Below are 17,537 nucleotides of genomic sequence, written 5' to 3' on the forward strand. Positions count from 1 at the left end.
TAAGCGTCCCCGCTTTGTTGTTTAATTTGATTTTTCGATATAGAAAAATTTGCCGGCCACAACTCACTGAGTACTCCAGTAGTTTGGTGGTTCTTTTGTAATAATAATATCGTGTGGATGACTTTCTTTAATCGATGCTTGCGTAACCCTAATGAATTTAGCTTTTTGTTGTAGTTCTTGAATAGTCTTAGCCCCAACGTAGCCCATTCCAGCTCTTAGTCCACCAACTAATTGATAGACAACATCTTTGACCGCCCCTTTGTAAGGCACCATCCCTTCAACGCCCTCTGGCACAAACTTTTGATTCTCACTCTGAAAATATCTGTCTGCACTTCCAGATTTCATAGCACCTATAGAACCCATACCTCTGTAAACTTTGTATTTCCTACCCTGATAAAGTACCGTTTCGCCGGGCGATTCTTCCGTGCCAGCGAATATGCTTCCAAGCATTACACTCTCAGCACCTGCTGCAAGTGCTTTAACGATATCTCCAGAGTATCTTATACCTCCATCAGCTATTATTGGAATATCATATTTTTTGGCCACCCGAGCACAATCCAATATGGCAGTCAATTGTGGAACGCCGATTCCGGCGACTATTCGTGTGGTGCATATCGAACCTGGACCTATTCCAACCTTTATAGCATCTGCACCGGCCCTAATAAGTTCTTCTGTTGCTTCGGCTGTTGCAACATTCCCTGCAATCACTTGCAGTTCGGGATAAGCTTTCTTAATAGCTTTAACCGTCTCGATAACCTTTTTCGAATGCCCGTGGGCCGTATCAACAACAATGACATCAACACCCGCTTTTACAAGAGCTTCAACACGTTCAAAAGTATCCTTCCCTGTGCCAACCGCAGCTCCCACAAGTAACCTACCTTTCTGGTCTCTTGCTGCATTTGGGTGTTCTATAACGCTGAGAACATCTTTTATCGTTATAAGTCCTAAGAGCTTATTGTTCTCATCGACAAGTGGTAGCTTTTCTATCCTGTTCTCATGAAGTATTTCTTTAGCTTTTTCCAGAGATATTCCAGGTTTCGCCACAATTAGTTTTTGCCTTGGCGTCATAAGTTCCTTAACCTTTTTCTTGATGTCCTTTTCAAACCTTACATCTCTGTTAGTTAACAAACCGACCAAATGCCCTTCATCATCTACAACGGGAAACCCACCAATCTTATACTCTGCCATCAACTTCAGTGCATTGAAAACTGTGTCTTCCGGATGAATAACGACAGGGTTTTCGATTACCCCATTCTCCGTTCTTTTGACTACTTCCACTTGATGCGCCTGCTCTTTGATAGAGAGGTTTTTATGAATGATACCAATTCCACCTTCGCGTGCTAAAGCTTTTGCTAGTTCACTTTCCGTAACGGTATCCATTGCAGCACTAACAAGAGGGATATTGAGCCTTATCAAGCGAGTCAAACGAGTTGAAACATCTGTATCTGATGGCAGCACTTCACTGTATTGAGGCACTAATAAAACATCGTCAAATGTAAGCGCTTCTTTGAAAAAAAACTTACTTTCCAGCTCATTATCCTTAGAACTTCGCTTAGCAACGCTTTTTTTCTTCTCCATTTTTTCAACCTCCATCCGCCCCACGGCTTTTTTTCAATATTCTTTATAATAAAGCAGACCCCTTTTTGGGTCTGCCTTCTTTTCTACTCATTCTTTTGTTTGGAGCGGGCGACGGGATTCGAACCCGCGGCCCTCAGCTTGGGAAGCTGATGCTCTACCAACTGAGCTACACCCGCTCAAGCTCTAATTATATTATATCATTAGGCAGAGATATTTTCAAGACCCTTGAGTTCCGCGATTTGACCTGATATCAGAAGTTAGCAGATCCTCCAACAAATGCTGTTTGTTTCCATTGGCTGTCTTCCCAAATGTACTTTACACCAGCGTAGAATCCTGCAAACACTGGATAAGCTATCGTTAGCCTTGCTTGCGTGTTATCATCAAAGAATTGCCCACCTTCAAAAGGTGTTTCATCGTAAAGATAACCATAAAGAACTAGGCCATTTGTCCCACCGATAGCTGGTATGTTTATAATTCCTTCGCCAGATAATGTCACGTTTCCTTCAAAGTTACCTTTCAAAAGAACTGCTACTTTACCATATGGACTTAACGTCAAAGCAAGGTTAGCAATGTATCCTAGGTCTGATTTGTATTTATCCGGCCCAAAGTCAGGTTGTGATTTTTCAAAACTGTAGTTCCTTGAAATCAACCATGGTTTGAAACCATCCGATGCGTAGAATGGACCTGCAACGAATTGAAACACACCAAAATCACCAAAAATACCACCAAAAACTCCATATCCGATAGTTCCATCCTTCCACATCTGTGCTCCAGCCTCTGCACCGATCGAGAATCCAAGCACGTTCGTAGTGAGAGAAATGCCTGCCGCATAGGTAAGAGGCGTAGCAACCGCATCCTCCCTTAAACCGTCCATATCAACTCCACCAAACGCTGAAAGTTCAAATAAAGAAATCTTAGAACTTACAACCGCTGTATATACTGGGTCAGATTGTGTAAAGGTAAATGTTGAAAGTTGCGCAAGTTGATATGGAACGTGGACAGAAGCACTCAACGTTCCCATTCTAATACCTGCATCCAGGGTTCTTGCATTAGGATTCGAGTATCCACTGAAAACAAAGCCCATTCCGTAAGTTACGGGTCTCATCCTTCCATATCTAAACCAAACGTTCCCCAAGTCTAACCCAAGTGCTGTTATGTTGATACCATCAATAATATTGGTACTCGGTGTCGAAGAACCAGGATATCCAAAGTAGAAACTGCCAGTTGTTAAATCCGTTGCGTACGTTGTAAGTGTGAGTCCAAGTGTGACAGGACCTACTGTGAACTCTGGACCGAACTCGTAGACCATGTAGTTCTCGTTGCCAATCTGAACTGTACCGACGTTAAGATAAAACTCCGCAAAGCTCAATGTTGCAAAAAGGAGAACCAAAACAAAGACCGCTTTGAACGTATCTTTTACCATCGCCTTTCACCTCCTAATAGTTTTGACCAGCGTAATCGCTAAATCGTTCATCCCTTTAGAAAAGTTATTTTCTCATCAAGTTATATAATTATACCACAATTTATTTCAACACATAAAAAAAGAGCCGGGTTGAAAAACCCGGCGTAATGCGCGTGTCTATCTAATCCGCCTTTAAGAGTGTATTTGTGTTTGACCTCACAGCTGGCTTTTTGCTATCTCAATACCTTTTAAAATCGCTTGCTTGTTAATCTCAATAAGCGAGGCTTTTCCTCCGGCAAGTTTTTTCTCAAGAGCTTTGAAGACACTATCGACATCAACAACATTCATTGCACCAACAACGGCACCAAGCATAACCATGTTTGCAACTTTTAGATTTCCTAATTCATCAGCAATTTCATTACAAGGTATTTTTACAACGTGTATGTCCTTCCTGGTGGGTTCCCTATCTACAACCGACTGATTGATGAAAAGATATCCATTTTCCGTAACAGCAGGTTCAAATTTCAGAAGGGACGGTATATTCATCGCAACAATAACTTCTGCACTGCTAGTCACAGGAGATGCAACAGGTTCGTCACTTATAACAACGGTACAATTCGCGGTTCCTCCCCTCATCTCAGGTCCATATGATGGCATCCAAGTAACGTTCTTACCCTGGAGCATTCCCGCTAAGGATATGATTTGCCCCATCAACATAACACCTTGTCCACCAAAGCCGGCAAATATCATCCTTGTTGTCATTGTTCATCCCCTACCTTGTCAACAAATACTCCAAGTGGGTATTCCGGAACCATGTGTTGTTCCAACCATTTGAGTGCTGAAACGGGGTCAATACCCCAGTTCGTTGGGCATGTGGATAGTACCTCAACCATTCCAAATCCCAAACCTTTTATTTGAGCCAAGAACGCCTTCTTTATTGCTTTCTTTGTTTTTACAACATCCTGAGGTGTATTAACTTTTGTCCTAGCCAAGAACGCAACACCGCGAGCTTCTTTTATGATTTCAGCAACGTGAAGCGGATAGCCATCGTTTTCAGCACTTCTGCCGTAAGGTGTCGTTGTTGTTTTCATACCTAATAGCGTGGTAGGTGCCATCTGTCCACCTGTCATTCCGTAAATTGCGTTGTTTACAAAGATAGTTGTAATCTTTTCACCTCTGTTTGCCGCATGAACAATTTCCGCAGTTCCTATAGCTGCGAGGTCTCCGTCCCCCTGATATGTGAATACGTAAAGGTCTGGCCTTGCCCTTTTGATACCAGTAGCGACAGCAGGTGCTCTACCATGCGCCGCAACTGTTGCGTCAGTGGTAAAGAAATGATACGCAAATACTGAACAACCAATAGGAGCTACTGCTATAGTCTTCTCTCTTATACCAAGTTCATCAATAACCTCTGCAATTAACCTATGAATGATTCCATGGGTACATCCTGGACAGTATGTGAATTCTCTTTCAGTTAATGCTTCCGGCTTTTTCAATATGACTTCAAATGCCATATACATTACCTCCCGAGCTTAGATTTTAATGCTTGGAGTATTTCGTCTGGTGTTGGCACAACTCCTCCGAGCCTTCCGTAGTATTCAATTGGCGCATGGTCTTTCACTGCAAGTTTAACATCTTCCAACATCTGTCCCATGTTCATTTCAACATCAAAAATCAATTTCTTGCCTCTCGAAATTTCTTCAAGTCGTTCGTATGGGAATGGCCATAGTGTAATAGGTCTGAATAGTCCAACCTTTATACCTTCCTTCCTTGCTTGTTCAACAACGCTTTTAGCAATTCTTGCCACTGTTCCAAACGCAGTAATGACCACTTCTGCATCATCTAGTTTATATTCTTCCCAACGTTTCTCTTTCGCTTCAATTTTTTTGTATTTTTCAACAAGCTCAAGGTTCATTTTTTCCAAAACATATGGGTCAATATCAAATGATACAACTATATGTTTTTCTCTCCCTTTGGCACCTGTTAAAGCCCAGCTCCCGTGATTGGGTAACGTATTTAAATCCCTGAACTCAGGGAATGTGACTGGTTCCATCATCTGACCAATAACACCATCGGCGATTATCAATACCGGATTTCTGTATTCATCAGCAAGGTCAAATGCAAGATATGTCAGGTCAACTGCTTCCTGCACTGTTGACGGTGCAAGAACAATAAGCTTATAATCTCCGTGACCTCCACCTTTGGTTGCTTGCCAATAGTCTCCTTGCGAGGGTTGAATGTCTCCAAGCCCAGGTCCACCACGCACAACATTGACGAGAACTGCTGGTAACTGTGCACATGCCATGTAAGAAATGCCTTCCTGCATCAAGCTAAAACCTGGTGAAGATGTAGATGTCATAACTCTTGTGCCCGTGCATGCTGCACCATATACCATATTAATGGTTGCAACTTCACTTTCTGTCTGTAAGAAAGTTCCACCAACTTCTGGCATTCTTTTCGACATGTATTCAGGTAGTTCATTCTGTGGTGTTATTGGGTAACCAAAAAACAAACGACAACCTGCACGTATCGCTGCTTCACCTATTGCTTCCGTTCCCTTTACCAAAACTCTTTCGCTCATTTGTTTTTCCCTCCTCAAGCACTTTCTACTTCTCGGTAAACTGTTATACAAACATCAGGACACATATTGTAACAAAAGCCACAGGCAATACATTTTTCAACATGCTTAGGTTCCGCGGGGTGATAACCTTTTGAATTGAACGAATCGCTAAACTCAATAACTTTCATCGGACAAACGCTTATACACAATCCACAACCTTTGCATCTTTCCTGATTAATCTCTATCTTTCCTCTAACCTTCGGCATAAGTATCCTCCTTTGCTAACGGTTTGAATGCTAACATTCAAATCATTTCCATTTTCATGAAACGATGAATCCTAAATACAGGATACTTGAAATCATCTTCTTTGATAAAATCTGGAACAACTGTCCACTTCACAGGAACCTCGATAATTTCAGAAACTTTGGAAAGTATTTCTTCTCCTTTTCTTATAATGTCTGGTGTGGTTTCGTACGATAAATTTGTGTTGTTAATTAGGTAATCCACCTTAACTCTTGCAATCCTTCTCAACTGTTCGTATGCTCTGATTATCCCATCAACTGTTGAAGAAAATGGTCTTGCAATGTTTACAACCATGCTTATTTCTGCATCACCAAGGTAAGGTTTCAAGTAACCTAGCACAACAACACCGTTTTCTTCTCCTCCAACGTCTACAACTGCTTTAAACTCAGGATTCAAAAGGTAACCAATCGCAGCACCTGTGATAATTGGTAAATCTGCGTTCCTTAATGCTCCTTTTGGATAAACTGTCACAAGTCCTGCTTTTTCGAGGACCTCGGCAATATCTCTTGTCCTGAAGTATGGAGAAATAATGTCGCCGTCTATAATTGCAACTTTTTTGTGCTCTTCCTTCAGTTTCAAAGCCCAGTTGATTGCTACTTCTGTCTTACCACTTCCAAACAAACCGATAAATGCGTAATTCTTTGCCATTTGTTTTACTTCCTTTCCCATTCTTAATGTTGCAAAACATTTTCCCAGTATATCTTAGCTTCTTCAACTCCTCTCAAAACCCTGAGTGCCCCCATTGCGAGTGCCCTTTCTTCATCCCCACCTGGGAAAACGAGTATTGGTGCTATAAAACTTGTATATTCGGTAAGCCATTTCACCATAAATTCTTTGTCGTAAGCTAATCCACCTGTTAAGACTATCGCATCCACTTCACCTTTGAGAACAGCAGCCATTCTTCCAATCCATTTCGCTATTTGATAAGCCATCGCTTTATATACGAGTTCAGCCTCTCTGTCACCTTGTCTGATTTTTTCCTGCACAACCATCGCGTCATTTGTCCCAAGGTAATCCACCATTCCACCCGCACCTTTGATTTTCTTTTTCATTTGCTCGTATGTGTATTTCCCGCTGTAGCATAGGTCTATTAACTGTGTCAAAGGCAAGGTACCACTTCTTTCAGGTGTGAATGGTCCATCTCCGTCCAATGCGTTATTCACGTTAACAACTTTACCTTTTCTATGTGCCCCAATAGAAATACCTCCACCCATGTGCACAACGATAAGGTTGACTTCCTCGTATTTTTTTCCAAGTTGCGCTGCAGCGTTTCTGGCGGTTGCTTTTTGATTAAGTGCATGGAAGATAGACTTTCTTTTAAACATGGGATGCCCAGTATATCTTGCCAGTGGTTCCATTTCATCAACTACAACTGGGTCTACAATAAAAGAAGGTATTCCGTACTGCTTAGTGAATTCGTAGGCTATGAGTGCCCCTAAATTAGAAGCGTGTTCTCCATTTTTCGCCTCTCTAAGCACTTCAAGCACATCTTCCGTTACCTTATACGTACCACCCGGGATTGGATCCAGAAGCCCACCACGACCGACAACAGCCGATAATTCTTCCGGTTTTATCCCTATTTCACTTAGGAAATTCTTGACAATCCCTGCACGAAATTCAAATTGGTCTGTCAATTTATGAAACGGTGCCAATTCTTCTGGGGAATGTCTTAAAGTTCTTGAAGCAATCATTTGCTCATCGTCAAAAACTGCTACCTTTGTACTTGTAGAACCCGGGTTTATTACCAATATCTTCATCTGACACACCACCCATCCAAAGGTTTACGATTGTTCACTCATCAAACACGTTAGTGCTAACGACAAAAGCTTTGTTTCATCGCTATCGGCTCTTGATGTAAGTGCAACAGGACATTTTGCACCAATTATTGCTGAGGCAACCTTTGCACCTGCGAGAAAAACCACTGCTTTATAGAAGATATTTCCAGCCTCGATATCTGGCATAATCAGTACATCGGCATCACCTGCAACAGGACTAACAATCCCCTTGTGTTCGGCTGCCTCTTTTGATACTGCGTTATCTAATGCAAAAGGACCATCTACTATACAGTTTTTGATTTGCCCTCTTTCGTTCATTTTCGCAAGTAGTGCAGCATGTATCGTAGCTTCCATCTTTGGATTGACAACTTCAATTGCACCTAAAATTGCTACCTTCGGTTTCTCCACACCAACGGCTTTCCTAGCAACAAGAACTGCATTTTCGATAAGGTGAACCTTCTGCTCCAAATCAGGGGCTATGGTCATTCCTGCGTCTGTAACAATGAGCAATTTATGATAGAGCGGTGTCTCAAAAATACTAACAAGAGACATTGTTCTTCCTGTTTTCAGATTATACTCATCTTTCAAAACAGCCTTCATTAAATCTCCGGTTTTTATGTTACCTTTCATAACAAAATGTGCTCTGCCATCCACAACTGCTTTGACAGCATCATCTGCAGGGCTTTTTGAGTCAACTATTTCAAAATCTTTGATATTTAAACCTGCTTTTTCGGCAACAACTTCTATCTTTTTAGCATCCCCAAATAACAAGGCATCAACAATCCCTTCTTTCTTTGCCATATCGACGGCTCTCAAAACAACATCATCATCTGCCGCTGCAACAGCAACCACTTTCTTGCCTACACCTTTAGCTTTATCTAAAAGCTCTTGAAGTTTCTTCATTTCTTACACCTCCTGAGGTCTCCATATTTTTGGTTCTTCAACACCGGTAAGAACGCGCAAAGCCCCGTAGGCAAGAGCTTCCATCTCCATCTCACCAGGAACTACAAAGATAGGGGCAAATTTGAAGATATAGGATTTTATCATATCGACAAATCTTTCACTATAAGCCATACCACCCGTAAGAACAATTGCATCTACCTTGCCTTTCAAAGCAACACACATGGCACCTATTTCTTGTGCAATCTGGTAAGCCATAGCTTCTATCACTTCCAATGCTTTCGGGTCACTTTCCGCCATTTTGAATGCTTCCCTCAAATCATTTGTACCAAGATAAGCCACAAGTCCTCCCTTACCGACAAACATCTTTTTCATTTGTTCTTTCGTGTACTGTCCTGAATAGCACAATTTAACAACATCTCCAACAGGCAGTTCTCCGGTCCTCTCAACACTGAACGGACCTTCGTCGTTGGCGTTATTTACATCTATCATCCTTCCTTTTTCAAACGGTGCAACTGAGATACCACTTCCAAGGTGAGCAATGACCATATTTAATTCGTTGAATTTCTTGCCTAACTCTTCAGCGATTCGTATGCCAACAGCGCGCATGTTCGATATGTGTGAAAGACTTTTTCTCTCGATGTCCCTTATCCCAGATAACCTTGCTTCTGGAATCATTTCGTCCACACTTACCGGGTCGGTAATGTAAACTGGAATGGTTCTTGATGCTTTTTTGGATAGTTCATAACCGATAACCGCCGCTAAATTTGAGGCATGTTGAACTTTTGTCTTATTTATTAAATAATCCACCATGGTTTCATCAACGATATAAGTTCCACTTTCAACTGGTGGTAGTATTCCACCGCGAGCAGCTATAGCATCAAATTGGTCAATTGTTAAGTTGTGCTTTCTTAAAAATTCTTCAACTGCGCTCGCTCTCATTTCTTTTTGGTCCATTACTGTCGGATATTTATCCAGCTCTTCGACGCTGTGTTGAAGTATCTCTTGAAGAATCTTTTGCTTATCTTCAAAAACGGCAACTTTCGTACTTGTTGCTCCGGGGTTAATAACCAAAATTCTCATATCACATCAACCCTTTCTTCTTACCATATTCAACAACAGTTTCCTTAAGTCTTTTGACTCCCTCAATTATTTTCTCTTCTGACGGTAAGCAGAATGAAAGCCTCATCGAAGAGCTCTTACTATCGTCTATTGTAAAAGCTTCACCTGGGATGTAATAAATCTTCTTTTCTTTTGCTCTCTCAAACATCTCCATCGTGTCGTAGCCTTCAGGAAGTGTGAACCACACAAAGAGACCACCTTGTGGATTGACCCATTTCGCTCCCTTTATATCTGAGAAGTTCTCTTCGAGAGCTTTTATCATCGTGTCCTTTTTCTTCTTATACAGTTCAATTCCTAGCTTCAGGTATTCAAGTAAGTCATACCTTTCCAAGAATCTTGCGGCTATCCTTTGGTTCAAGCTCGGGCTACACAAATCAGCTGCCTGTTTTGCAAGGGTTGCTTTTCTAACGATATCCGCACGCCCGATTATTACACCTATTCTCAAACCAGGTGTGAGAATCTTGCTAAATGTGTTCAACAGAATTACCCTATCCGGTCCAGCTAGTTTATACAAGGAAGGTAAATGCTCTCCTTCAAATCTGAGAAGCCCATATGGGTCATCTTCAAGGATAGGAATGTCGTATCTTTCGGCTATTTCTATCAATTTTTTCCTTTTTTCTAGACTCATCGTGACACCAGCGGGGTTGTGGAAGTTTGGAACGGTGTATATGAATTTAACATGCTTTATCTTTCCAGCTAGGTCAAGTTCCTTTAGTTTTTTCTCCAAATAATCCACATCCATCCCATCGTCTAGTAGAGGTACTGTTTCAAACTTTGTAAAAGTCATTCTGAACGCACTTGCTGCACCAAGGTAGACTGGGAACTCAACAAAGCATATGCTATCTCTGTCAAGTAGGACTCTGGCAAGAAGGTCGAGGGCTTGCTGCGAACCTGTGGTGAAAAGTAGATTGGGTCTATCAAGACCTGTTATTCCATAAATCCTTTCAAGGAGCTTTATCATCTGTTTGGCAAGTTCATCGTCACCTTCAGTAGTGTTGTATTGAAGAGTGTACGCATATTCGTTTTCTATGACTTCCTTTGCAATCTCAGCAAGCTCGTGACGTGGGAATGTGTTTGGATCCGGGACTCCACCTCCAAATGATATTGAACCCGGCACGGAGGCATATTTGAGCAATTCTCTAATTAAAGAAGACCTTAGGTTCATACCAACTTCTGACAATTTGCTCTCTAGCTCCATGAATCCCACACTCCTTGTTGTCGTATTTTTGGCACAACATTCTATACAAGTATTGCTCTCCAGTTATATGTTAGCAACAATATGCCAAAAAGCAAAAAGAAAATTCCAATGTATGTTCACGTTATAAATAGATTAAGTGAGATTTCCAATGGATTTTTGCCTTGCAAATCATTGCATGAAAAAAATTGCACTATTAAGCATGTTGTCAAAAATACTTTCCAAGATGTAAAATATTGGTGAATTTATTCTCATTTCAGTGATACATTAAGTCGTGTTAAATCGCGTTAAGGGATGAAAAATTCCACACCAATACGACAGAAGGAGGGGTTTTTGTGATAAGAAAGTATTTGTTACTATCACCCGGTCCAACACCAGTTCCTCAGGAAATACTACTTGAGGGTGCCAAAGAAACGATTCACCACAGAACACCAGAATTCGTTAAATTGTTAGAAGAAACCCTTGAGCTCACGAAATACGTCTTTCAAACAAAACACCCAGTTTACGTATTAACATCATCAGGAACCGGTGCTTTGGAAACAGCTGTTGTTAACCTCGTTAATCCAGGCGAGAAGGCTATAATAGTAAACGCAGGTAAATTTGGCGAAAGATGGGTTGAAATCGCAAGAGCTTATGGCGTTAACGTTGTTGAAATCAAACTACCCTGGGGTAAGGCTGTCACACCAGAAATGATTGAAAAGGCGATGAAAGAAAACCCTGATGCAAAAGTTGTATTCACAACCTACAGTGAAACTTCGACAGGAACAGTTATTGACTTAGAAAACATCGCAAAGCTAACAAGAGATACTGACGTTATACTTGTAACAGATGCTGTCAGTGGTCTTTTAGCAGAACCTCTGAAAATGGATGAATGGGGAGTCGACGTTGTAGTTAGCGGTTCACAAAAAGGTTGGATGTTGCCTCCAGGACTTGCATTTATAGCTATCAACGACAAGGCATATGCAAAGGTTGAAAAATGCACGAACAGTAGGTACTACTTCGACCTTAGAAAGTACAAAAAGAGCTCACCAGATAACCCATGGACAACAGCAGTTAACCTGATTTACATGCTGAATAAAGCCGTTAAGATGCTCAAAGAAGAAGGTATTGAAAACGTTTGGGCAAGACACGCACTCTATGGAGAAGCAACAAGAGCCGCAGTTAAGGCTTTAGGTTTAACATTCTTCTCTGAAAGACCGGGTAACGTTCTAACTGCTGTTAACTCACCAGAAGGTATTCCATCAAGCAAACTGACAAAACTCATGAGAGACAAATACGGTGTTACAATAGCAGCCGGGCAGGAACCTATGAAAGATGAAATATTCAGAATTTCCCACCTTGGTTACCTTACACCATTTGACATCATTACAGGTATCACGGCTCTTGAATTCGCGCTCAACGAAATGGGATACAAAGTTGAAATTGGAAAAGGTGTCGTTGCAGCTGAAGAAGTACTTTTTAAAGGGCTGGTGAAGTAGTATGAGGATTCATATTAACGATCCTCTTGACAAACAAGCCACAGAGAGGCTTAAAAGCGTACCTGGAGTAGAATTAACCTCTGAACACTTGGAAAAAGAAGACCTTCTCAAAATAATGCCAGAAATAGAAGTACTAATCGTTAGAAGTGCTACCAAAGTAACAGCGGACATTATCGAGGCAGGCACAAAGCTCAAAATTATCGGACGAGCTGGCACTGGCTTGGACAACATTGATGTGAAGGCAGCAGAAGCAAAAGGAATAAAAGTCATTAATACCCCAGGTGCGAACAGCATATCGGTAGCGGAATTAACTATTGGACTAATGATAGCTTGTTCGAGACACATCGCACGTGGAACTATCGACCTCAAGAACGGAAAATGGACAAAAAAAGAACTCGAAGGTCACGAACTTTTTGGAAGAACTGTTGGTATCATCGGATTTGGAAACATTGGGCGTGAAGTTGCAAAAAGGTTACTCGCATTTGATATGAAAATCTTAGCTTATGACCCGTTTGTCAAAGAAACTGACATGAACGTTAAGATGGTAGATTTGGACACACTTTACAAAGAAAGTGACTACATAACAATACACGTGCCACTCACACCAGAAACAAAGAATCTTATAAACAAAGAAACCATCTCAAAGATGAAAGATGGAGTCATAATAATAAATGCAGCAAGAGGAGGCATCATTGACGAAGAGGCATTATACGAAGCTTTGGTAAGCGGTAAGGTCTACGCTGCCGGTCTTGATGTCTTCGAAGTAGAACCCCCCACCGATGAACTAAGACAAAAATTACTCGCTCTGCCAAATGTTGTTGCAACACCTCACATAGGTGCATCAACATTCGAGGCGCAAGAAAGAGTCGGAATGCTACTTGTCGAAAGACTTATAAAAGAAATTGCGTAACGATATTCGAAAGCTTATTACCAACACAATCCACCAGGGGAGCTTCCACGCTCCCCTTTTCGTTTGTCCAATATTATCAATTCATATATACAATTGATTAACATTTTAGTTACGATAGAATTTATCTCATTTGATACGCTTTTTGTTCTATAATTCAAGCATTATCGAATTTTTACTTATCACTCTTGACAGGTGAGTGCTAATTATGTATAATATAAGTGGAGTTCGTAAGGAAAAATATAAAACAACGAGCAGGGGGTGAGAGTATGTTAGCAAGAAGAAGCGACTTATTTGAACCATTCATGGAATTGCAGAGAGAAGTTGACAGACTATTCTCGGAATTTATGAGACCATTCAGAACAGATGTAGAATTTCTTCCAAAAGTCGATGCCTATGAAACAGAAGATAAAGTAGTTCTCGAACTCGAAATTCCTGGAGTTAAAAAAGACGAACTAAAAATCGCTGTAGAAGACGGAATCCTAAGAATATCGGGTGAAAAGAAAGCTGAAAGAGACGAAAAAGGTAGGAACTACAGAATAGTTGAAAGAAGCTTTGGTAAATTCGAAAGAGCGTTTTTACTGCCAGACTACGTGGACATCCAAAACATCAAGGCAAAATACAACGATGGAGTTTTGACAATAGAATTACCAAAGAAGAAGGAAGAAAAACCCGCTCTTGAGATAAAAGTTGAATAAGCAGGATAACTAGTGCGTCAACAAGAAGGGCTCTCGTGAAAACGAGAGCCCTTTGATTTTTTTAGCAATCTTTTGCATTTCCTGAAAGTTTGCAAGAAATTGCAAAGTGAAAGAACATAGCTTTCTCCTAGGTTTTTACTCTTTCATGTTCGTAGACAAAGTCAATTTTGAACGTTTCGTTAGAGCAAGAGTCTAAAATTATGGAAGCGTACTAAGAACGGTAATTCCCCAACTATGGATTGTTTAATTTACAACCCCTGACTTCTAAGAATTTGAAACTGTCAGTCTTATTAAAAAGTGAAGGGTGAAAAGCTTATTAGTATATGTTGTGTCAAAGAAAGGAGGTTGAGAGAAACATTTTGAAAAAGTTTGGACGATTTACGATTTTCCGTCACATAACAACCTGTTCGATCTATTAAAGTAAAAAACAAAACAAAGGAAGGTGATGGTTATGAGAAGGGTTTTGATTATTGTTTTTCTTATTGTAGCATTAATCTCAGCATTTGGCTTTGAAATATCTGCGTTCGGTGGTATGGAACTTGGTGGGAAAAACAGACCGTATTTCGGTGCACGTATAGGAACGCTTTCTGGAGGAATTTCTCTGATGTTAGAAGGTTATTACCCGCTTTCGTCTTTCAAACAGTTGGGGGAAATAAACATCGAGGAGATTCAGTTTATAGAAATTGACCCCTACATCTACGTAGGAATACCGTTGATGGGAACTTTGATTTACGCAGGAGCTGCACCAATCATCATTTTGGATATCAAAAATACACAATTTGCGATGTATCAGGATATATTCCATCTTAAAGCAGGTATAAGGTTTGGAACCGGAATAATATTCTTCGCTGAAGGAATGGCAACAATGAACACGTCATTCCAAATTTTCGATACCTACGCAGTCTCTGTCGGCGTAGGTATTGGGTTCTGAGGGAGTGATGATTATGAGAAGAATGCTTGTAAGCATCTTAAGTTTTTTGTTTGTTCTAGTTTTTTTGTTCAGCTGTTCTGAGATACCACAGGCTCCGAAAGTTATACCACCTGACCCTACTGGAACAACGAAACCATTAATATCGGAATATGCAGTGAGCGAAATTTATGGAAGTGTAGATAAGCAACCGACACTGGTGCCCATCGCCGTTCCAGACCCAGTGCGTGTAAGAATAAGCCTGCCCGGCGTTGAAAATTTACAGCCAAGCGAATTAAGAGTTTTCGAAGATAACAGAGAGCAAGGATTCGTGCTTTACAAAGAATCGTCAGTGAAAAACAAATTAGATATTGCTATTATTCTCGACGTAACTGGAAGTATGTGGAATGCTATTGACGGCGCTAAAAACAGCATAATCTCTTTTGCGAACTCACTTGCAAATAGTGGATTAGATGTCAAGATTGGTGTCATACCATTCGACGATTACGTGAATCCTCCAAGCGATATCGACGTTGAGCCTGGATTTCTAAATCTAACATCTCCTGCTTCTGCTCAAGAATACGTTGCATCGCTTTATGCCGGCTACGGCGGGGATGCTCCAGAGAACCCTTACGATGCGATAATGTTTGCCGCGACCGCTCTTGAATGGAGACCCGGCGCACAAAGAATAATGATTGTTATTACCGATGCACCAGCACATTATAAGGACGACGGAACACCATTTGCCCACTTTACAAAGAATGAAATGCTATCAACACTCGTTGGATATTTTACCATACACGGTGCTTTTGTTCCAAGCTGGTATTACAGTGAATCCGACACTGACTTTTCTAACCCTGGGGATGTAAGAGAGCTCTGCCAGAAAACAGGTGGTGTAATAAAATATACTGATACATCTGGAAATGTTGATCTTACGGGACTCGGAATAGTGGAGTACGTAACTTCATCTTGGATTGTCACATTTGAGAGTGATTCACCGGCATCAACACACACGATAGAAATTTTCTATACAAAGGGTTCAGATAAAAGATACCTCAAACTTCAGGACGTCACATATTAACTCTCAGGAGGTTAAACAACAAAGCGGTGCCCACAGGGCATCGCTTTGTTTCTGGTAACTTATCATTCTTATTCAAAAACCTTTTTTACCTCGTCTTTTGTAAGCTCTCTCCAAGCTCCAGGTTTTAGAGTCTGGTCAAGTATTAGTCCACCAATTCGAACTCTTTTTATCTTTCCCCACTCTATTCCTAGCTTTTTACACATCTTTTTTATTTGGTGGTACTTTCCTTCAATGATAGTTATGGAAACCGTTCTTGCATCGATTTGCCTAATCCTGCCTGGAAGAAACTTTTCCCCATCAACCTCTAATCCTCTTTCAACCATTACTTCCATTTCTTGAGTGATGGTCACAGGTTTTCTTGGGTATATGTAATATTCTTTTTCCACTTTCTTTTTTGGTGATATCAATCTATGTGTAAACTCACCATCGTTAGTTAGAATCAAAAGACCTTCTACGTCCTTGTCGAGTCTACCAGCTATGTGGAGCTCATTAACGTATGGATGCTCAATAAGATTGAGCACACTCGGTTCGTTTTCGGACGTTGTAGATACAAAACCAGCAGGTTTATTTAGCATTATATAAACAAAACGATGAGCCTCCACAGTTACATCATCTATTGTGATAACATCTTCTTCCGTCACATAGAATGCAGGGTTATAAACTGTTTCTCCGTTAACTTTGACGCGTCCGTCTTTAATATACATCTTAACTTCTGTTCGAGAGCCAACATGTGCGTTCGACAAAAATCTGTCCAAACGAATCTTTTTTATTCGATTCTCTTTTTCTTTTTCGTATTCTTTCATTCTCATCTTACCTTCTTCCTTTATTAACCGTTAAAATTCTTAATCGCTTCCAAGACTTTAACAACCTCTATATTCTCTTTCACATCATGAACTCTCACAAAATCGACGTTGTGCAGAACGCAAAAAGCAGTCAAAGCAAGTGTACCATTCAGCCTTTCTTCTGGTGGTAGGTTTAATATCATGCCTATCATCGATTTTCTACTTGCACCAATCAGGACCGGGTATCCAAGCTCTTTGAATTTTTCTATGTGCTTAAATATCGCTAAATTGTGTTCAAGCTTTTTTCCAAAACCGATGCCAGGGTCGATTATCAATTGCTCAATTCCGTGACTTTTGGCAAATTCGATTCTTTCCTTGAAGAACTCAATGATTTCTCCAACAACATCTGTATATTCCGGATTTTCCTGCATTGTCTTCGGAGTGCCTTTCATATGCATTATGATTACTGGACATTTGTAATGCGCAGCTACATCAACCATCTTTTCGTCAAACCTTAAAGCACTTATGTCGTTAATTATATCCGCTCCTTCTTCTAAAGAAAGTCTTGCAACTTCCGATTTGTAGGTATCAACGGAAATAGGGATATCGAAATTTCTCCTTATGAGTTTCACTGCTGTTACAGTTCTTCTTATTTCCTCTTCAAGAGGAACCGGTTCTGCACCCGGTCTGGTACTTTCTCCACCAATGTCTATAATATCGACACCGTTTTTTATCATGTCTTCTACTTTTTCTAATAGCTCAGTTTCACTAACACGGCTACCAGAATAGAAAGAATCTGGCGTTACGTTTATTATGCCCATGACTTTTGTTCTTTTGGAATTCATGAGT

The 17,537-nt window shown here is 40.7% G+C and carries 18 protein-coding genes and 1 tRNA gene; 5 read left to right on the forward strand and 14 right to left on the reverse strand.

Features of this window, described 5'->3' with window-relative positions:
- Positions 1-63: 63 nt before the first annotated feature.
- From guaB to JM64_RS04855, 12 genes are all read right to left on the reverse strand, one after another.
- Positions 64-1,578, reverse strand: a complete 1,515-nt coding sequence (guaB, locus tag JM64_RS04800) for an IMP dehydrogenase (protein ID WP_197473460.1) — start codon at positions 1,576-1,578, stop codon at positions 64-66.
- 100 nt (positions 1,579-1,678) lie between these two features.
- A tRNA-Gly gene (locus tag JM64_RS04805) sits at positions 1,679-1,754 on the reverse strand.
- A 74-nt stretch (positions 1,755-1,828) separates the two neighbouring features.
- Positions 1,829-3,001, reverse strand: a complete 1,173-nt coding sequence (locus JM64_RS04810) for a hypothetical protein (protein WP_064011708.1) — start codon at positions 2,999-3,001, stop codon at positions 1,829-1,831.
- A 195-nt stretch (positions 3,002-3,196) separates the two neighbouring features.
- Positions 3,197-3,742: a 2-oxoacid:acceptor oxidoreductase family protein gene (locus JM64_RS04815; protein WP_064011709.1), complete on the reverse strand. Its 546-nt coding sequence runs from the start codon at positions 3,740-3,742 to the stop codon at positions 3,197-3,199.
- Positions 3,739-4,494 carry a thiamine pyrophosphate-dependent enzyme gene (locus JM64_RS04820; protein ID WP_064011710.1) on the reverse strand — a complete coding sequence of 252 codons (756 nt, stop codon included), beginning with the start codon at positions 4,492-4,494 and terminating at the stop codon, positions 3,739-3,741. Before JM64_RS04820 ends, JM64_RS04815 begins: the two co-directional genes overlap by 4 nt.
- Before the next feature lie 5 nt (positions 4,495-4,499).
- The gene (locus JM64_RS04825) at positions 4,500-5,561 is read right to left on the reverse strand and encodes a 3-methyl-2-oxobutanoate dehydrogenase subunit VorB (RefSeq protein WP_064011711.1); all 1,062 of its coding nucleotides are present in this window, start codon (positions 5,559-5,561) and stop codon (positions 4,500-4,502) included.
- A 14-nt stretch (positions 5,562-5,575) separates the two neighbouring features.
- Positions 5,576-5,806: a 4Fe-4S dicluster domain-containing protein gene (locus tag JM64_RS04830; protein WP_029684152.1), complete on the reverse strand. Its 231-nt coding sequence runs from the start codon at positions 5,804-5,806 to the stop codon at positions 5,576-5,578.
- A 37-nt stretch (positions 5,807-5,843) separates the two neighbouring features.
- Positions 5,844-6,491: a ZPR1-type zinc finger protein gene (locus tag JM64_RS04835; RefSeq protein WP_064011712.1), complete on the reverse strand. Its 648-nt coding sequence runs from the start codon at positions 6,489-6,491 to the stop codon at positions 5,844-5,846.
- 23 nt (positions 6,492-6,514) lie between these two features.
- Entirely contained in the window at positions 6,515-7,600 is a 1,086-nt protein-coding gene (gene buk, locus JM64_RS04840) for a butyrate kinase (RefSeq protein ID WP_064011713.1), read from the reverse strand.
- A 24-nt stretch (positions 7,601-7,624) separates the two neighbouring features.
- On the reverse strand, positions 7,625-8,521 hold the full coding sequence (locus tag JM64_RS04845) for a bifunctional enoyl-CoA hydratase/phosphate acetyltransferase (RefSeq protein ID WP_064011714.1): 897 nt from the start codon (positions 8,519-8,521) through the stop codon (positions 7,625-7,627).
- 3 nt (positions 8,522-8,524) lie between these two features.
- Positions 8,525-9,601, reverse strand: a complete 1,077-nt coding sequence (buk, locus tag JM64_RS04850) for a butyrate kinase (protein WP_064011715.1) — start codon at positions 9,599-9,601, stop codon at positions 8,525-8,527.
- A gap of 1 nt (position 9,602) precedes the next feature.
- Positions 9,603-10,838, reverse strand: a complete 1,236-nt coding sequence (locus JM64_RS04855; protein ID WP_064011716.1) for an aminotransferase-like domain-containing protein — start codon at positions 10,836-10,838, stop codon at positions 9,603-9,605.
- 332 nt (positions 10,839-11,170) lie between these two features.
- Between JM64_RS04855 and JM64_RS04860 the strand changes: the two genes are divergently transcribed.
- The 5 genes from JM64_RS04860 to JM64_RS04880 all read left to right on the forward strand — a co-directional run bounded on the left by JM64_RS04860 (position 11,171) and on the right by JM64_RS04880 (position 15,906).
- Positions 11,171-12,313 (forward strand): pyridoxal-phosphate-dependent aminotransferase family protein, encoded by a 1,143-nt coding sequence (locus tag JM64_RS04860; RefSeq protein ID WP_064011717.1) that lies wholly within the window; start codon positions 11,171-11,173, stop codon positions 12,311-12,313.
- 1 nt (position 12,314) lies between these two features.
- On the forward strand, positions 12,315-13,223 hold the full coding sequence (locus JM64_RS04865; RefSeq protein WP_064011718.1) for a hydroxyacid dehydrogenase: 909 nt from the start codon (positions 12,315-12,317) through the stop codon (positions 13,221-13,223).
- A gap of 266 nt (positions 13,224-13,489) precedes the next feature.
- Positions 13,490-13,918: an Hsp20/alpha crystallin family protein gene (locus JM64_RS04870; protein ID WP_064011719.1), complete on the forward strand. Its 429-nt coding sequence runs from the start codon at positions 13,490-13,492 to the stop codon at positions 13,916-13,918.
- Positions 13,919-14,369: 451 nt separating this feature from the next.
- Positions 14,370-14,849, forward strand: coding sequence for a hypothetical protein (locus tag JM64_RS04875; RefSeq protein WP_064011720.1), 480 nt, complete (start codon positions 14,370-14,372; stop codon positions 14,847-14,849).
- A gap of 13 nt (positions 14,850-14,862) precedes the next feature.
- Positions 14,863-15,906 carry a vWA domain-containing protein gene (locus JM64_RS04880; RefSeq protein ID WP_064011721.1) on the forward strand — a complete coding sequence of 348 codons (1,044 nt, stop codon included), beginning with the start codon at positions 14,863-14,865 and terminating at the stop codon, positions 15,904-15,906.
- A 68-nt stretch (positions 15,907-15,974) separates the two neighbouring features.
- Here JM64_RS04880 and JM64_RS04885 read toward each other — a convergent pair whose 3' ends face one another.
- A complete protein-coding gene (locus tag JM64_RS04885) occupies positions 15,975-16,715 on the reverse strand; it encodes a pseudouridine synthase (RefSeq protein ID WP_082868302.1) in 741 nt (246 codons plus the stop codon).
- Between the two features lie 17 nt (positions 16,716-16,732).
- A complete protein-coding gene (folP, locus tag JM64_RS04890; protein WP_064012521.1) occupies positions 16,733-17,533 on the reverse strand; it encodes a dihydropteroate synthase in 801 nt (266 codons plus the stop codon).
- Between the last annotated feature and the right edge of the window lie 4 nt (positions 17,534-17,537).

It is taken from the genome of Fervidobacterium pennivorans, assembly GCF_001644665.1.
Taxonomy (GTDB): domain Bacteria; phylum Thermotogota; class Thermotogae; order Thermotogales; family Fervidobacteriaceae; genus Fervidobacterium; species Fervidobacterium ngatamarikiense.

Coding starts and splice junctions, on each gene's coding strand:
- JM64_RS04880 (WP_064011721.1), top strand. CDS start 14,863: ATGAGAAGAATGCTTGTAAGCATCTTAAGTTTTTTGTTTGTTCTAGTT.
- JM64_RS04815 (WP_064011709.1), bottom strand. CDS start 3,742: ATGACAACAAGGATGATATTTGCCGGCTTTGGTGGACAAGGTGTTATG.
- JM64_RS04855 (WP_064011716.1), bottom strand. CDS start 10,838: ATGGAGCTAGAGAGCAAATTGTCAGAAGTTGGTATGAACCTAAGGTCT.
- JM64_RS04810 (WP_064011708.1), bottom strand. CDS start 3,001: ATGGTAAAAGATACGTTCAAAGCGGTCTTTGTTTTGGTTCTCCTTTTT.
- guaB (WP_197473460.1), bottom strand. CDS start 1,578: ATGGAGAAGAAAAAAAGCGTTGCTAAGCGAAGTTCTAAGGATAATGAG.
- JM64_RS04875 (WP_064011720.1), top strand. CDS start 14,370: ATGAGAAGGGTTTTGATTATTGTTTTTCTTATTGTAGCATTAATCTCA.
- JM64_RS04835 (WP_064011712.1), bottom strand. CDS start 6,491: ATGGCAAAGAATTACGCATTTATCGGTTTGTTTGGAAGTGGTAAGACA.
- JM64_RS04865 (WP_064011718.1), top strand. CDS start 12,315: ATGAGGATTCATATTAACGATCCTCTTGACAAACAAGCCACAGAGAGG.
- JM64_RS04830 (WP_029684152.1), bottom strand. CDS start 5,806: ATGCCGAAGGTTAGAGGAAAGATAGAGATTAATCAGGAAAGATGCAAA.
- JM64_RS04845 (WP_064011714.1), bottom strand. CDS start 8,521: ATGAAGAAACTTCAAGAGCTTTTAGATAAAGCTAAAGGTGTAGGCAAG.
- JM64_RS04885 (WP_082868302.1), bottom strand. CDS start 16,715: ATGAGAATGAAAGAATACGAAAAAGAAAAAGAGAATCGAATAAAAAAG.
- buk (WP_064011713.1), bottom strand. CDS start 7,600: ATGAAGATATTGGTAATAAACCCGGGTTCTACAAGTACAAAGGTAGCA.
- folP (WP_064012521.1), bottom strand. CDS start 17,533: ATGAATTCCAAAAGAACAAAAGTCATGGGCATAATAAACGTAACGCCA.
- JM64_RS04825 (WP_064011711.1), bottom strand. CDS start 5,561: ATGAGCGAAAGAGTTTTGGTAAAGGGAACGGAAGCAATAGGTGAAGCA.
- buk (WP_064011715.1), bottom strand. CDS start 9,601: ATGAGAATTTTGGTTATTAACCCCGGAGCAACAAGTACGAAAGTTGCC.
- JM64_RS04870 (WP_064011719.1), top strand. CDS start 13,490: ATGTTAGCAAGAAGAAGCGACTTATTTGAACCATTCATGGAATTGCAG.
- JM64_RS04820 (WP_064011710.1), bottom strand. CDS start 4,494: ATGGCATTTGAAGTCATATTGAAAAAGCCGGAAGCATTAACTGAAAGA.